Genomic DNA, 16,701 nt, shown 5'->3' on the forward strand with positions numbered 1-16,701 from the left:
GGATCGATTTCAATCGCCGAGTCTTATCAATGTGATTTTTAACTCTAATTTAGTATCATTATAATAAGCAAATTTTTCGAGGTTGGGCTGTGAAACGCATTGTCTTAATTGCAGGGTTTGAATCTTTCAATGCCGATTTGTACCGCAAAGCCGCCCTGTTGGCTGTTTCTGGCTGTCGGGGATTGTCCGTGAGTGTTTTTAGCGATCGCGCCCTTGCAGATGAGCCCGACGCTGTAGCAGCCGCCCTCTCGAATGCTGACGTGTTTTTCGGGAGTTTGCTGTTTGATTACGATGCGGTAATGTGGCTGCGAGAAAGGGTGCAGCATATCCCGATTCGCCTGGTTTTTGAGTCGGCTTTGGAATTGATGAGTCTTACTCAAATCGGCGCTTTTAAAATTGGCGACAAGCCGAAGGGTATGCCGAAGCCTGTTAAGTTTATTCTGGATAAGTTCGGCAACGGGAGAGAAGAAGATAAGCTTGCTGGTTACATCAGTTTTTTGAAGGTTGGGCCGAAGTTATTGAAATATGTGCCGGTGCAAAAAGTTCAAGATTTGCGTAACTGGCTGATTATTTACGGTTATTGGAATGCGGGCGGTGCGGATAATGTTGTGTCGATGTTTTGGATTATTGCCCAAAAGTATTTGGGGCTGAAGGTTGCAGATATTCCGCCGCCTGTGGAAACTCCCAATATGGGTTTGTTGCATCCCGATTATAACGGTTATTTTGAATCGCCTCGGCAATATTTAGATTGGTATTTAAGTCATCAACTTGGTAGAAACGGGCAAGATGCCCGTTCCACAAACAACCGGCAAGATGCCCGTTTCACAAAATTTGACACCAATTGGTGTCAAAAATCGGAGGGAGGAAAATCCCCGGTTGTGGGTATCTTGCTTTACCGCAAGCACGTTGTCACCAAACAGCCTTATATTCCTCAATTAATTCGCTATTTTGAAGCTGCGGGAATTGTCCCTTTGCCGATTTTTATCAATGGCGTTGAAGGCCATGTGGCGGTGCGGGATTGGATGACTTCTGCTGCTGAAACTGCGCGGCGAAAACAAGGCAATATTGAAACTCTTTCGCTTTCTAAAGAAGCAGTAGAAGTTGATGCGATTGTTTCTACGATTGGTTTTCCGCTGGTTGGCGGGCCTGCTGGTTCGATGGAGGCGGGGCGTCAGGTGGAAGTTGCTAAAAAGATTCTGGCTGCTAAAAATGTACCTTATTTTGTGTCTGCACCTCTGTTGATTCAGGATATCCATTCTTGGACTCGGCAGGGGATTGGTGGTTTGCAAAGTGTGGTATTGTATGCTTTGCCGGAGTTGGATGGCGCGATCGACCCTGTGCCTCTGGGCGGTTTGGTGGGTGAGGATATTTACCTGGTTCCCGATCGCGCGAAACGCCTGACAAGTAGAATTAACAATTGGGTGAAACTAGGTAAAACTCCGCCATCTGAAAGGAAAATTGCAATTATTTTGTACGGGTTTCCTCCCGGTTACGGTGCGGCGGGTACGGCGGCTTTGCTAAATGTACCTAAATCCCTGCTAAATTTCCTGCACAAACTTCAACACGCAGGCTATACAGTTGGAGAAATTCCCGCTGACGGTGAGGAGTTAATTCGCATGGTGAAGGAGGCGGATGAAGGAACCGCAGATGTAGGCCCATTAACGGGGATGAACGCAGATGGGAGGGGAGGGTTTGGCAATACTGTTAATGTTCAAACTTTGGAGAAGTGGTTGGGGTATTTGTCAGCGAGTCGGATTGAAAAGCAGTGGAAGTCTTTAACTGGAACGGGTATTAAAACCAAGGGCGACGAGTTCCAAATCGGCGGCATTCAACTCGGTAATGTGTGGATTGGTTTGCAGCCGCCGCTGGGAATTTCGGGCGATCCGATGCGCTTGATGTTCGAGATCGATTTGACACCTCACCCCCAATACGCTGCTTTTTACAAGTGGCTGCAAAATGACTTGCAAGCTGATGCTGTGGTTCACTTCGGAATGCACGGCACTGTGGAATGGTTGCCGGGATCTCCTCTGGGAAATACGGGCTATTCTTGGTCGGATATTTTGTTGGGAAGTTTGCCGAATCTTTATATCTACGCTGCCAACAATCCCTCGGAGTCGATGTTAGCAAAACGGCGCGGTTACGGTGTTTTGATTTCTCACAACGTGCCGCCCTACGGTCGCGCCGGCTTGTACAAGGAATTGATGGCTTTGCGCGATTTGATTGCCGAATATCGGGAAGATACAGCAAAGAATTATGTACTTAAAGAGGCTATCTGCCAAAAGATTTTAGATAGCGGTTTGGAGGCTGATTGTCCGTTTGAGGATGGTCGAAAGTTGGGCATTGCTTTTAGTTTTGAAAATCTGCGAATGTTCAGTGCAGATGCTTTTAACCGCTATTTGGTGAAGCTGTACGAGTATTTGCAGGTGGTGGAATGCCGCTTGTTTTCTTCTGGTTTGCACGTTCTCGGGGAACCGCCTAATTCTGAGGAAATGCGGGCTTATCTTGAGGCTTATTTTGGGGATAAGTTGTCTGAGGAACGGGTGCGGGAAATTGTTTTTGATGAAAATGAACCGCGAAGGCGCAAAGGGCGCGAAGAGGAAGAAAGAGAGGGTTTTAATGCGGTTTTTGAGGAGGGGTTGCTAGTTCGAGATTTGTTGTTGCAAACGACGGATGAGTTGACTAATCTTTTGCGGGGTTTGAATGGGGAATATATTCTGCCTGCACCGGGCGGGGATTTGTTGCGGGATGGGGCTGGGGTTTTGCCTACTGGTAGGAATATTCATGCTTTAGATCCTTATCGAATGCCTTCTCCTGCAGCTTTTGAAAGGGGGCGCGAAATTGCTCGGAAAATTATTGAGAAGCACGTTGAGGAACATGGTAATTATCCTGAGACTGTGGCGGTGATGCTGTGGGGTTTGGATGCTATTAAGACTCGCGGTGAGTCTATTGGAATTCTACTAGAATTGGTGGGTGCCGAACCGCTTAAGGAGGGTACTGGCCGCATTGTTCGCTATGAATTAAAACCTTTAGCTGATGTCGGCCATCCCCGCATTGATGTGTTGGGAAATCTTTCGGGGATTTTCCGCGATAGTTTTGTGAATATTATTGAGTTGTTGGATGATTTGTTTGTGCGGGCTGCTGATGCTGATGAACCGGAATCGGAGAATTTTATTCGCAAACACGCTTTGATTTTGCAGGCTAAAGGGGTGCATAATTGTGCGGCTAGATTGTTTTCTAATCCGGCTGGGGATTTTGGTTCTTTGGTTAACGATAGGGTTGTTGATGGTAGTTGGGATTCGGGGGATGAGTTGGGGAAAACTTGGGAAAGTCGCAATGTTTTTAGTTACGGGAGAAAGGATAAGGGGGAGGCGAGGCCGGAGGTTTTGAGTCAGTTGTTGCAAGGGTGCGATCGCATTATTCAAGAAATAGATTCGGTTGAATACGGTTTGACTGATATTCAAGAGTATTATGCCAATACTGGCGGTTTGAAGAAAGCCGCCGAAAATCAGCGCGGCAAAAAGGTTAACACGAGTTTTGTCGAAAGTTTTTCCCAGGATACAACTCCTCGCAATTTAGAAGATTTGCTGCGTTTGGAATATCGCACTAAGCTGTTAAATCCTAAGTGGGCTAACGCGATGGCAAATCAAGGTTCGGGCGGCGCTTATGAAATTTCGCAGCGGATGACGGCGTTAATTGGTTGGGGCGGAACGGCTGATTTTACTGATAGTTGGGTTTACGAACAAGCGGCTGATACTTATGCGTTGGATGCAGAAATGGCGCAGAAGTTGCGATCGGCAAATCCTGAAGCTTTTCGCAATATTGTCGGCAGAATGTTGGAGGCTAACGGCCGTGGTTTTTGGCAGCCGGATGCGGATAAGTTGCAGCAGTTGCGCGAGTTGTACGAGTTAACTGATGAGAAGATTGAAGGGGTAGTTGTTTAGTTGTTTGATTCATAATTATCAGGACACGGCGCCGTGCCTATTTGTGTGAACTTAAGACTAAAACTCTTGATAAATCTCGTTTTAAGTCGAGTCCAGAGCCCCCTAAATCCCCCTTAAGAAGGGGAGTAGGGGTTGACTTGGATCTGAGTCTTGTCCCCCCCTTTTGAAGGGGGGTTAGGGGGGATCGAGACTCAGCTAAAAGCGAGATTTATCAAGGCTTTAACGCGATTATATTCCAGGCTAGATCCCCCTCGCATCCCCCGGATAGTCGGGGGACGAAAGAAAAGACTCTTGTTCCCCCCTTTTGAAGGGGGGTTAGGGGGGATCGAGACTCAGCTATAAACCAGATTTATCAAGGCTTTAATGCGATTCTTGACGCCAGTAGCAGCGCCGCGCTATTGTTTCAAAACTTCGAGACTCGATCGCAAACATCCTAGATAGTGTTTTTCGCTACATTCTGCAAAGCCGCCGCAGTCAACAATGGTAGGTAAAACTACAAAGGACAGCTCCGAAATCGGCTGGCAAATAACTTATGAAACCTCGAATCATTGTTTGCGGCTTGGGCAAAACGGGACACAAGATTTTTTGTTTGTTGAGACAGCAAGGGGCGATCGCGATCGGCATTAGCGATCGCCCAATTCGCAGCGAAACTTCTGATGTGGTTGTCGGCAATTTGCAAGCAGCTTCTACTTTGTTGGCCGCTGGCATTCAAAAAGCCCACACTTTAGTAATTGCAGGAAATGACGATGCTGTAAATTTGGCAGTTTTGATGCAGGCGAGGATTCTCAATCCTCAAATTCGCATCATTAACAGATTGTTCAATACTAGCTTGGGCGACAGAATTGACCACACTTTGCCCGAACACGCTTCGATGAGCGTTTCAGCTTTGGCGGCTCCGGTTTTTGCTTTTGCTGCTCTGGGAAATCGGGCGATCGGGCAGTTGCGTTTGTTCGATCGCACTTGGCCGATTCACGAAGAATATATCGATGAAAATCATCCTTGGCTCGATCGACAACTCAGCGATTTGTGGAACGATCGATCGCGAATGCTGATTTATTATCTCCCGGCTGCTAACAAAACTGATTTAGTATCGGCGGTGCTGGCGGGCCGGCAGTGTCAAAAGGGCGATCGGCTAATTGTGGCCACTCAGCCGACTTTCCGCAGCCCCCAAAAAACTTTAATTCAAAAACTGCTAAAAACCTTAACTAGCCTGCGCCGATTTCAGCAGCACAGCCAAGCAGCAGTCATTGTTGTACTGACGCTGCTGGCAATGATTGCAGTGGCTACTGCTACCTATATTTGTGTTGACAAAAATATCTCTGTTATCGATTCTCTCTATTTTTCAGTCGGGATGATTACCGGAGCCGGAGGCTATGAAAAAGTTGCCGAACAAGCTCCCGAAAGCATTAAACTATTTACAGTTGTCATGATGTTAGTTGGAGCCGGCATCATCGGCATCTGCTACGCACTGCTCAACGATTATGTATTGGGAACTCGCTTTACCGAATATTGGGATGTGGCGCGAGTTCCGCAGCGCCATCATTACATTATTTGCGGACTGGGCGGCATGGGAATACAAATTGCTAAAGAACTGCACAATAACGGTTACGATATTGTGGTAATCGAGCAAGATCCGAACTGCCGCTTTCTGAGTACGGCTCGCTCAATGCAAATTCCAGTAATTCAGGGAAGTGCCAGTTTGCCCGCAACTCTGGAAGCTGCTAATGTTAAGCAAGCCGCAGCACTTTTGGCAGTTACTAGCAGCGATATGTCGAATCTAGAAATTGCCTTAACCGCTAAAGGATTGGCACCCAAACTGTCGGTAATTGTCCGCAATCAAGACTCGCATTTTGCTTTGATGGTGCAGCAAGTTTTTGAATTTGAAGGAGTGTTGAACCCGACGGAATTAGCGGCTCCTGCTTTCGCGGCGGCGGCGATTGGAGGCCGAATTTTGGGCAACGGGATGACTGCTGACAGTCTGTGGGTTTCCTTGGCAACTTTGATTACTCCCAAACATCCTTTCTGCGGCCACCGCATTCAAGATGCTGCTAAATCTGCTGATTTTGTGCCTCTTTATGTGGAAACTAATTGTCAAACTATTCACGGTTGGGATTTGCTGAATTGTTGTCTGAGTGCGGGGGATGTTTTGTATTTGACGATGCCGGCAAATCGGTTGGATCAACTGTGGAGAACGACTTCGGAATTAATTAAAACTTAATGGTTTTACGGGGCAATTTACACCTGTTTCAAAAAAGAATGTAAATGTCAGTCCGATCCAAATCCGCTCAGCAGTCAGTCATCCCCAATCGAAAATCTCAAATCAGAAATCGAAAATGGTATGATGTCGCCGATCGCCCAATTGCAACTACAAACCTGATAAACTGAAGCCTGTCTAGTAAATAAAACTTACGGCTAATCCTCAGAAACCCGGTTTCTGAGCGCAAGTTCGAGTATAAATAACCAACAGACTGTCAATTAGTAGCAATTGAGAATGAGAAAATTTTTAGGATTAGTTGTGTTTGGGATGATAATGGCGATCGCCTCTGTAGCTGTGGCCGCTCAGCCTTTGTTCCTCGCTTATCCTCCCGCCAACCACAAAACAACAGCCGATCGCATCTTTCTCATCGGTACAGCCCCCCCAACCGGACAAGTATCGGTAAATGGCCAGCAAATTGCGCGCACCGCAGCCGGCCATTTCGCCCCGACATTTCCGCTGCAACTCGGCGAAAATGTCTTTACCTTGCGTTACGAAAATCAGCAAGTCCTTCTTAAGGTGACGCGCGAGTCGAATCAGCCGGAAGTCCCGACAGGCTTGGCTTTTGCGAAAGATTCCCTGACGCCGAAAGTCGATGTCGCCAGTTTACCGGGGGAATATATCTGCTTTGGGGCGATCGCCCCTGCGAATGCTCGAGTTGCGGTAAAATTGGCTGGCGTTACTATTCCTCTAAAAGCGCGATCGCAAGTCGAACTCCCGGACAACAAATCAGTCTTGTTAGGTGAAAACTCCCCCATCCCAAAAAGCAGCAGCGAACAGTATCAAGGCTGCGCTAAAACCCCCCCAAACCCCCCCTTGCCAAGGGGGGGCAATGAGTCTAATTCCGTCTCATCGCCGGGAGGAAAAGTTGATTTAGGAGTACCATTGTTTGAGCTAACAATGAACGATAAAACTATCAGCCAACAAGGTACTGGCAAAATTTCTATCCTATCTCCCGCCGATTTAGAAGTAGCAGAAGTCACCACAGAACCCGGTGTGGCCCGAACCGGGGCGAGCACGGATTTCTCCCGGATGACACCGCTGCCGAAGGGAACGCGCGCCACAGTTATCGGGCGCGAGGGAGAATGGATTCGGCTCGATTACGGCGCTTGGATCAAAGCATCGGAGGTGCGAATTGTCAAGGATGCCGTGCCTGCGCGATCGCTAATTCGCAGCGCCAGGTCGCGCCAAGTTTCCGGCTGGACAGAGGTCTTATTTCCCTTAGAAATAGCCGTCCCAGTCACCGTGCAAGAAGGTGAACGCACGTTCACTTTAACGCTGTACAATACCACCGCTCAAACAGACATTATTCGCCTCGACGATGACCCGGTAATTTCGCGTTTGGCGTGGCAACAAATATCGCCGCTGCAAGTACAATACACTTTCAATCTCAAATCTGCCCAGCAGTGGGGCTACAAATTGAGATACGAAGGCACAACTTTAGTGCTGTCTTTAAAACATCCGCCGGCGAATACAAGCATGATGCCGATTTCTGAGGAAAAACCGCTGTCAGGAATTAAGATTCTCATCGATCCGGGACACGGCGGCCCGGAGGATTCGGGTGCAGTGAGCCCGACGGGAGTTAGGGAAAAAACAGTAGCTTTAATTGTGTCGAAATTGGTGCGGGAAGAATTGGTAAATCTGGGCGCAAATGTGGTAATGACGCGGGTGGAAGATGTCGATTTGGATTTGCCGCCGAGGGTGGAAATGATTCAAAAAGAAGAACCTGCGATCGCAATTTCGCTTCACTACAATGCTTTGCCCGATAACGGCGACGCGATAAATACCAAAGGCGTCGGCGCTTTCTGGTTTCACCCGCAAGCGCACAGTTTGGCAATGTTTTTGCACAATTACTTAGTTGCCAAGTTGAACCGTCCGAGCTATGGTGTATTCTGGAACAATCTAGCGATGACTCGTCCTGCCGTTACTCCATCTGTTTTAATGGAATTGGGATTTACGATCAATCCCGAAGAGTTTGAATGGATTGTGAATCCGACAGAACAGAAAAAGTTAGCTTCTGCGATCGCCCAAGGCATTACCCAATGGTTTGCCTCCGTAAAATAACTGTCAAATAACAGTTTGCAGTAAAAACTTCAGTTTTTCCCAAAAAGTTCGCAGTAAGGACTTCAGTCCTTCCCAAAAAGTTCGCAGTAAGGACTTCAGTCCTTCCAACCCAAGGAGATTAAATAAATGCTAAGTTTTACTCAATCAAAAGCCTTTTTCATTGCAGCCGCCTTTGCAAGTTTTAGTTTTTCGCTTTACAGCTTTCCAGTTTTCGGCAAACAGCAAAATCTTGCTCCCGAAAAAGTAGAAGCTTTAAAAAAGCAAACTCAATGCTCGTTTATTACAGGTGAAGGCGGCGCGGTTAACATTCGCAAAGGCCCCGGCAATAAGTACCCGGTTGTAGCTAAACTCAAAAGAGGAGACGGAGTTCGGGCTGTTAGCAGACAAGGAAATTGGGTGAAAATTGCGGCCAGAACTTCTGGGACTGCTCCTAATGAAACTTTTACAATCCTTGACGGTTGGGTGAACAATCAATTTATTAATGGCTGTTCGGAAGACCAATTTGATAGGTGGCGGAAATAGGGAATTTGGTAGGTTTGACCTAAATTCTGCATTGCGATTTATCTGGCGTTGTGGGGGCGGGTTTTAGAGTATTAGTGTCAATTTAAGACTAAAACCCTTGAGAAATCTTGTTGTTTGTAGCTGAGGCTCGATCCCCCCTAGCCCCCCTTCCCAAGGGGGGAACCGGAAGCGGTCAAAGCCGACCCCTACTCCCCTTGGGAAGGGGGGAACCGTCCACTTCTCAAAGTCAACCCCTACTCCCCAACAACCAGGGGGATTTAGGGGGATCGGGCCTCCGCTATCAACGAAAGTCCCCCTTCTTAAGGGGGATTTAGGGGGATCGAGACTCCGCTATCAACGAGAGATACAGAGGTTTGAGAGATTGTCAATTATCTGCTGATATTATTGGTGAAACTCGCCCCGACAATTCTGGCCAAAATGTGCATTTTGATTTATCTTTAGGTGGGTGCGGGTTTTAGGAATATTTCAAAGGACACCTGTTGCTAATTGCCAATTGCCAATTGCCAATTGCCAATTGCCAACAGTATCACTCCCTTATTTTTATGCAAATTCCTGCTGCTTCTAACTTATTCGCCAGAATTGCTGGGAAATTTCCCCTGCGAACTGTGCTGATTGTCCCCTTTGTGCTGCAAATTGTGGGGACTGTAGGGTTGGTGGGATATCTTTCCTATAGAAACGGACAACAAGCAGTTGAAGACTTAGCTTATCAGTTAATAAATCAGGTGAACGAGGGCGTCGAGCAAAATCTGCAACATTACCTGGATGTCCCCAAGCACATTAATCAAAGCTTTGCAGCAGCCATTCGCACGAGAGTTTTAGACTGGAAAAACTTTGCGGGCTTAGAAAGCTACTTCGCGCAGCAACTACAAATCTATCCCACAGTTAGTGGTATGGCGATCGCCACTGAGCAAAAAGAATTCCTCACTGTTGAGAGATCCTTGGCCAGTGATTCTTTGGCGATCCGAGTTATGGACAAATCTACGGATTACGCCTTTCACCGCTATACTGCCGATCGCCAAGGAAAGCGAATTAAGCTCACAAAAGTTAGACATGACTACGATCCGCACAACGATCCACCTGATGGCCGTCCCTGGTATCGAGCCGCGCAGGAGGCGGGTAAAGCCATTTGGCTTCCGGTTGTTAATCTATCACAGGGAGTCGATCGCCCGATATTGACGATTGTTAACTTTTTGCCATTTAATGACGCAGGTGGCAAGTTTCAGGGAGTTTTGGCAGCACCCCTTTACCTGCCTGAGTTTGCTAGTTTTCTAGATTGTTTGAAAGTAGGGCGGACAGGCCAGGTATTTGTTATCGATCGCCAAGGGTTACTGATTGCGAGTTCCACAGGCGAGACACCATTTAAGCAAAATTTAAATTCAAATTATCTAAAAAATTTGAATACTCGAGAGTGGAGACAGGTAGCTCGAAACAGTACGAATCCCCTCACTCAGGCCTCGGTAAATTTTCTCTTGACTCAGGTTAAGAATTTTAATCAAATTGAGCACAAGAAAAAATTCGATTTTGACTTTCACCGCTCTCGCCATTTCCTACAGGTGAACCCCATCTCGGATAAATATGAGTTGGATTGGTTGATTGTCACAGTCGTTCCCGAAGCCGACTTCATGACGCAAATCCATGCCAATACTCGCACGGCTATCCTGCTGTGTATCGCGGCATTAATCGGGTCTACAGGGATTGGCATTCTTACGGCTCGTTGGATTACAAAGCCAATTCTGGGTTTAAACACCGCCGCCAAAGATATTGCTAAGGGAGAATGGGATAAACCTGTAGAAATTAACCGCGCTGATGAAGTGGGAGAACTGGCAAATTCCTTTAATAAAATGGCAGCGCAACTGCAACAGTCTTTTACCGAACTCCAATCCTTGAATGCAGCCTTAGTGCAGAGTGAAAGTCGGCTGAATCAAATTCTAGAAGCCATGTCGGTAGGGGTATCAGTTCACGATATTACTGGACAACTCATCTACGCCAATCAAACATCCCGGCAATTACTGGGTATCGAAACTTTACCCGAAGCCGAAACCGAGCAATTGGCAATAAGTTATCAGGTTTATCAGGCTGGAACCGAGCAGTTATATCCGGCAGAAAATCTGCCAGTCGTTCGCTCGTTTCAGGGAGAACGGGTAAGGGTTGAGGACATGGAAATTCGCCGACCGGATAGGACAGTTCCCTTAGAAGTTTACAGTACGCCTTTATTTGATGAAAATGGGAATATTGTAGCGGCGATCGCTACCTTTGCTGACATCACCGATCGCAAACAAACTGAGAAAATCTTAGCCGGCTACAACCGCACCTTAGAAGTTCAAGTTGCAGAGCGTACTGCCGAGTTAGCCAGCGCTAACGCTCATTTAGAACAAGAAATTTGCGATCGCAAACAAGCAGAAATAGCTTTGGCTGCCGCCGCATTAGCCGCCGAAGCTGCATCCCTTGCCAAAAGCAGTTTTCTAGCAAATATGAGCCACGAGTTGCGGACTCCCCTCAACGGCATTATGGGCTACGCGCAAATTCTGCTGCGAGACCCAAACCGCACCTCCAAACAACACAAAAGTGCTGGTGTCATCTACCAGTGCAGCGAACACCTATTGATGCTAATTAACGACATTTTAAGCTTGTCTAAAATCGAAGCCAACAAACTCGAACTTTACCCAGAAACGTTTAATTTTCCGGCTTTTATGCAAGGATTGTCCGAAATATTCCGCCTCAAAGCTCAACAAAAATCAATTGATTTTGCCTACCTGAATCTTAATCAAATTCCCAATCAGATTTATGCTGATGAAAAGCGACTGCGCCAAATTTTAATGAACCTGCTTTCCAATGCTGTTAAGTTTACCGATCGCGGCAGTGTAACATTTACAGTTGAGGTCATTGAAAATGAAGCTGCGGCAATAGGTAATCGGGAAGAAAACGCGGAAACACGAAGACACGCAGACACGGTTAATCGAGAGAATTTATCTACATTCCCGCAGCTTGGCGATCGCGAATTGCCCACCAGCAAAATCCGCTTTCTAATTGAAGATACAGGCGTTGGCATACCGACAGAACACTTGAAAAAAATCTTTTTACCCTTCGAGCAAGTGGGAAATATTTCCGATCGCACCGAAGGAACAGGGTTGGGACTGGCAATTACTCATAGACTCATTTCTTTGATGGAAAGTGAAATTTTTGTTGAAAGCAATCCGGGAGTTGGCAGCAGATTTTGGTTCGATCTAAACTTGCCATTTGCCTCAGATACGGTGGACTCAACCCCGGTCCGATCGAGCGATAGGATTGTTGGCTATCAAGGTAAAAGACAGAAAATCCTGGTTGTCGATGACCGCTGGGAAAATCGCTCGGTTATCGTTAACTTGCTAGAAGCGATCGGCTTTGAATTCGCAGAGGCAGCAGACGGACAAGAAGGTTTAGAAAAAGCCGTTGAATTTCAACCAGATTTGATTTTCGCTGACTTAGTGATGCCTCGGATGGACGGCTTAGCGCTGATACGGCAACTGCGCCAATTACCCCTGTTTCAAAGTACAATTATTATAGCAGTATCTGCCAGTGTCTTTGACGCTGACCGACAAAATTGTTTAGAATCCGGCTGCAACGATTTTCTCGCCAAGCCAATTCAAGCAAAAGATTTGCTCAACAAAATTAAGAGTTACTTAAACTTGTCGTGGATTTGCCAACAAGAAGCAAGTGGGGAAAATTTTACGGCGGCATTTCCTCTAGCTTCTAGCCCAGAGGAAATGTCGGTGCCGCCAAGAGAGGAATTGCTGATCTTGCATGAAGCAGCTCAGAGCGGCAATGTGGAAGGAGTAGAGCAAGAAGTCATCCGGCTGAAGCAATTAAACCCCCAATATAGTTTTTTTGCTGCCAGGGTGCAGGAACTGTCCGAAGATTTTGAGTACGAAGCAATTTTCAATTTGCTCGATCGCTCGGAATGAGGACTTACACAGAACATTTAAATCTAGGGTACTCTTCGGTGCACCTTACCCATATATATATCCAACCATTTTAGGCGTAATTCTTATTTATTATAAGCGTCGGAATCAGCACAGAAATTTCATGAGAGACGGGGATATGCAAATGTCATTAGATCGACCAATTCAAATCGAGTCAAATTTTCTACAAAACTTATCGGGTTCTGATGCAATCAAAAATAGTCCCAAAAAACCGCAAATTCTGGTAGTAGACGATACCAGTGCCAATCTTAAATTAATTTCCGATTTTTTGAGAGAGTCAGATTTTGACGTTCGGGTTGCTAAAAGTGGTTGCCAAGCCATAAAATTTATGAAAAAAAGCCAGCCAGACCTGATTTTGTTGGATGTCGTGATGCCAGAAATGGACGGCTTTCAAACCTGCCGCTGCCTGAAAGACTCGCCGCAGACAAAAGACATTCCAGTAATTTTTATGACAGCAGTTGATGATGCTTGTAATGCCAGCTATAAGGTCAAAGGATTGGAGCTGGGGGCGGTAGATTACATCAGCAAGCCGATTCAACTGGAAGAGGTTTTAGCCCGCATCAAAACACACTTGCACCTGCGTTATTTAAGTCAGAAACTCAAACAGCAAAAAGACTTACTTGAATCAGTCTTTAACGGCTCGGCTGATGCGATTTTCCTAGTCAATGTTGAAACGGGTTTGATTGCAGATTGCAATCAACGTGCAGTAGAACTATTTGAAGCAAAAAGCAAAGACGAATTGCTCAATATTGAAGGGAATACCCTTCAAAAGCAAAGTTTTTCACCCGAAGAATTGAGTTCGATTTGGGACGAGATTGCTATCAAGGGATTTTGGAGTCGGGAGGTGGAATATGTAACCAAAAAAGGAAAGTTGTTTTGGGGCAACTTAGCGGCCAAGCAAATTTATGTAGCGGGCGATCGAATGAATCTCGTTCGCGTTACGGACATTACCGATCGCAAACTTGCAGAAGCACGAGAACGGCAAAAGTCACAACAACTAAAATTGGCATTAACCGAACTGAAACGCACTCAAGCTCGACTGATTCAAACTGAAAAAATGTCTAGTCTAGGGCGAATGGTAGCTGGTGTTGCCCACGAAATTAACAATCCCATCAGCTTTATCTACGGCAATATTACTCCGGCCCGCCGCTACTTCCAAGAAATGCTAAAGCTGATTGAACTTTACCAGCAGACTTACCCCGATCCCACGCCAGAAATTGAGGATTTGGTTGAGGAGATCGACTTAAATTTTTTGGTAGAAGATTTCTCAAAACTGATGAATTCAATGCAAGTGGGGGCCGATCGCATCCGGCAGATTGTCCTTAGCTTGCGGAACTTCTCAAGATTGGATGAAAAACAGCTCAAAGCTGTAGATATCCGCGAAGGAATTGACAGCGCGCTGCTGATTTTGCAGCACCGGTTGAATTCACAAGGAGCTCGCCACGAGATTGAGGTGATTAAAAACTACGCTCAACTGCCTTTAGTTACCTGTTATGCAAGTCAGTTGAATGAGGTGTTTATGAATATCTTGATTAATGCGATCGATGCTTTGGAACCACAACCTTTTCCGGTAATTACCATCAGTACCTCACTAATTGCGAAAGAAACGGCAATTTCCCAAGGTGAATTTGCGGTGATTCGGATTGCTGACAACGGCCCCGGGATGAGTGCAGCAGTGAAAAAAAAGATATTTGACCCATTTTTTACCACAAAGCCCGTAGGAAGCGGTACGGGATTGGGGCTAGCAATCTGTTACGAAATAGTCGTGGAAAAACACAAAGGTTATATTAATTGTATGTCTGTTTTGGGGCAAGGGACAGAGTTTATTGTAGAGATTCCGGTCAAGCAGGTATTGCGTTCTTAGGTAAAGGTTCGCAGCATCGGACTTTAGTTCTCTGTTTTGATGAGGACTAAAGTCCGAACGATCAAACCTGCCCTTCATGCTTGCATTCTCAACCAACTAAACACCTGTTCGGCGGTGATATTCAAGGGAATCATTTCGGGTACGGGAACGACATTGCTACCTTCGCAGAATTGCGGTTGTTGGTTGGGCAAAAATGCTAAAATCGATCGATCGCCTGGATCGACTAGCCACCCCAACTGACAGCCATGTTCGAGACAGTGAATAATTTTTTTAGTTACGCGATTTGAGCTTTGTTCTGGCGATAGAATTTCGATCGCCCAATAAGGTGCAACTAGCACATCATTCAACGGTTCACCGTTCTCATCAAATTGAATTTGTTCCCACAATAGTACCGCAATATCGGGAACAATGGATCGCCCCCCAAACGTACACCGCAACTCTGGAAAAGCGTAAGCTATCTTGGGAGTTTCCGTCACCTGATTAATTTCGTTGCAGCTTCTGAATTGCAACAGGCTGTGCTTTGTTTTCGGCAGAGGTTTTTGGACGATCTCGCCCTGAATGTATTCGCTGGCTGGTTTAGTTTCTGGCAGTTTCAGAAATTCTTCAAGGGTAATGTGCTCAATTGCGATCGTCATACAATAAATTCCTCAATTCAAAGACAAATAAACGCAGATAATCTCAATATATTTTGCTAATTTTGCAAAAACTCTATTTATTTAGCTGTAACTAATTTCCTTATGATACCATAGAAGCCAAAAAATCACTCTCATAAATCATGAATGTTCGTCGGTTGCTCTCGGTAATTGCCGTGCTTTCGATCGCAAGCTGCAACATCCAAACGCCAAAAACCAATACACAGCGTACAGAAAGCCGTAGCTTGCGGGGCGGGACGCCATCGCCAATAGCAACCCCTGTTCCCGCCAAACCAAAGTCTGAGATTAAAGAAGCACAACTAATTGCTGTCGGCGACATCATGATGCACAGTACCCAAACGATCTCGGGCTACGATGCAAAAAAGCAAACATACAATTTTGACAGTTTTTTCGCACCAGTTAAAAGTATCCTGTCAAAAGGCGATTGGGTAACGGGAAATCTCGAAACACCTTTAGCGGGCGAAGATGCTGGCGGATATACGGGATATCCGCTATTCAACGCACCGGCTCAATTACTGGATGCTGCGAAAAAAGCTGGATTTAATATCTTGACAACTGCCAACAATCATGCTTTGGATCGGGGGGAAACAGGGGTAATTAGGACGATCGCAAATTTGGGCGATCGCAAAATTGCCTCCACAGGGACAGCCAAATCGAAAGCAGCGGGCGATACGACTTTAATCATCACCAAAAACAACATATCACTAGCAATGCTAGCCTACACCTACGGCACAAACGGCATCCCGATACCCAAAGGCAAAGATTACCTAGTTTCCCTAATCGACGAAAAAAAGATAGTCAAAGACATCGCCAAAGCCCGAAAAAAAGGAGCAGATGCGATCGCAATTTCCCTGCATTTTGGCGACGAATATCAGCGACAGCCAAACCCGCAACAAAAACAATTAGTTGAAAACCTATTAAAAGCCGGTGCAGACATCATTCTCGGCAGCCATCCCCACGTCGTCCAACCTTACAAAATCTTTAAATTCCCCGGCAAAAACGGGAAAACCCGCAAAGCTGTAGCAATTTATTCAATGGGAAACTTTATCTCAGGTCAGACCAAAGATTATACAGACTTAGGCGTAATTTTGCAAGTAAATATCCGCAAGAAATTCCCCGAAAAAACCACAGAAATCACCAGCATCAAAACAATTCCGACTTGGGTACACCGCTATACCCTGAACAATAAATCTAAGTATCGCGTTTTGCCGTTAGAAACAACTGTCACTCAGAAAAAAGATGCGCTGCTAGCAACTTCGCAGTATCCAGTTTTAAAAGCATATTTACAAGAGATGAACAATCATCTTAACTCTTTAAATACAAAAGATAAGACGGCGGTTGAAACCAGGTTTACACAAAGGAATTACGCCGACGCGAAATGAATAAAACAACCTAATTTTAAGCGCCAGTTCTTCCAATCAACTTCTCCCTCTTCCTTCGCGTC

At 46.0% G+C, this 16,701-nt stretch carries 8 protein-coding genes; 7 read left to right on the top strand and 1 reads right to left on the bottom strand.

Features of this window, described 5'->3' with window-relative positions:
* Nucleotides 1-89: 89 nt before the first annotated feature.
* From bchH to QUB63_RS18485, 6 genes are all read left to right on the top strand, one after another.
* Nucleotides 90-3,941: a magnesium chelatase subunit H gene (gene bchH, locus QUB63_RS18460; protein ID WP_332946721.1), complete on the top strand. Its 3,852-nt coding sequence runs from the start codon at nucleotides 90-92 to the stop codon at nucleotides 3,939-3,941.
* A 532-nt stretch (nucleotides 3,942-4,473) separates the two neighbouring features.
* Nucleotides 4,474-6,159: a potassium channel family protein gene (locus QUB63_RS18465; RefSeq protein WP_332946722.1), complete on the top strand. Its 1,686-nt coding sequence runs from the start codon at nucleotides 4,474-4,476 to the stop codon at nucleotides 6,157-6,159.
* Nucleotides 6,160-6,432: 273 nt separating this feature from the next.
* Nucleotides 6,433-8,259 carry an N-acetylmuramoyl-L-alanine amidase gene (locus QUB63_RS18470; RefSeq protein ID WP_332946723.1) on the top strand — a complete coding sequence of 609 codons (1,827 nt, stop codon included), beginning with the start codon at nucleotides 6,433-6,435 and terminating at the stop codon, nucleotides 8,257-8,259.
* Between the two features lie 126 nt (nucleotides 8,260-8,385).
* On the top strand, nucleotides 8,386-8,781 hold the full coding sequence (locus tag QUB63_RS18475) for an SH3 domain-containing protein (protein WP_332946724.1): 396 nt from the start codon (nucleotides 8,386-8,388) through the stop codon (nucleotides 8,779-8,781).
* A 542-nt stretch (nucleotides 8,782-9,323) separates the two neighbouring features.
* Entirely contained in the window at nucleotides 9,324-12,722 is a 3,399-nt protein-coding gene (locus QUB63_RS18480; protein WP_332946725.1) for a response regulator, read from the top strand.
* A gap of 142 nt (nucleotides 12,723-12,864) precedes the next feature.
* Nucleotides 12,865-14,604 carry a hybrid sensor histidine kinase/response regulator gene (locus QUB63_RS18485; RefSeq protein ID WP_332946726.1) on the top strand — a complete coding sequence of 580 codons (1,740 nt, stop codon included), beginning with the start codon at nucleotides 12,865-12,867 and terminating at the stop codon, nucleotides 14,602-14,604.
* A gap of 74 nt (nucleotides 14,605-14,678) precedes the next feature.
* Here the strand turns inward: QUB63_RS18485 and QUB63_RS18490 are convergent, their stop codons facing one another.
* Entirely contained in the window at nucleotides 14,679-15,239 is a 561-nt protein-coding gene (locus QUB63_RS18490) for a Uma2 family endonuclease (protein ID WP_332946727.1), read from the bottom strand.
* Between the two features lie 140 nt (nucleotides 15,240-15,379).
* On the opposite strand from QUB63_RS18490, the gene QUB63_RS18495 reads away from it, so the two are divergent.
* Nucleotides 15,380-16,639: a CapA family protein gene (locus tag QUB63_RS18495; protein WP_332946728.1), complete on the top strand. Its 1,260-nt coding sequence runs from the start codon at nucleotides 15,380-15,382 to the stop codon at nucleotides 16,637-16,639.
* The last annotated feature ends 62 nt before the right edge of the window (nucleotides 16,640-16,701 follow it).

The organism is Microcoleus sp. ARI1-B5 (assembly GCF_036705795.1).
Classification (GTDB): Bacteria; Cyanobacteriota; Cyanobacteriia; order Cyanobacteriales; family Microcoleaceae; genus Microcoleus.

What these genes read in the sequence shown, in the direction of transcription:
- QUB63_RS18465 (WP_332946722.1), top strand. Translation starts at nt 4,474, where the DNA reads ATGAAACCTCGAATCATTGTTTGCGGCTTGGGCAAAACGGGACACAAG.
- QUB63_RS18470 (WP_332946723.1), top strand. Translation starts at nt 6,433, where the DNA reads ATGAGAAAATTTTTAGGATTAGTTGTGTTTGGGATGATAATGGCGATC.
- QUB63_RS18475 (WP_332946724.1), top strand. Translation starts at nt 8,386, where the DNA reads ATGCTAAGTTTTACTCAATCAAAAGCCTTTTTCATTGCAGCCGCCTTT.
- QUB63_RS18480 (WP_332946725.1), top strand. Translation starts at nt 9,324, where the DNA reads ATGCAAATTCCTGCTGCTTCTAACTTATTCGCCAGAATTGCTGGGAAA.
- QUB63_RS18485 (WP_332946726.1), top strand. Translation starts at nt 12,865, where the DNA reads ATGTCATTAGATCGACCAATTCAAATCGAGTCAAATTTTCTACAAAAC.
- QUB63_RS18490 (WP_332946727.1), bottom strand. Translation starts at nt 15,239, where the DNA reads ATGACGATCGCAATTGAGCACATTACCCTTGAAGAATTTCTGAAACTG.
- QUB63_RS18495 (WP_332946728.1), top strand. Translation starts at nt 15,380, where the DNA reads ATGAATGTTCGTCGGTTGCTCTCGGTAATTGCCGTGCTTTCGATCGCA.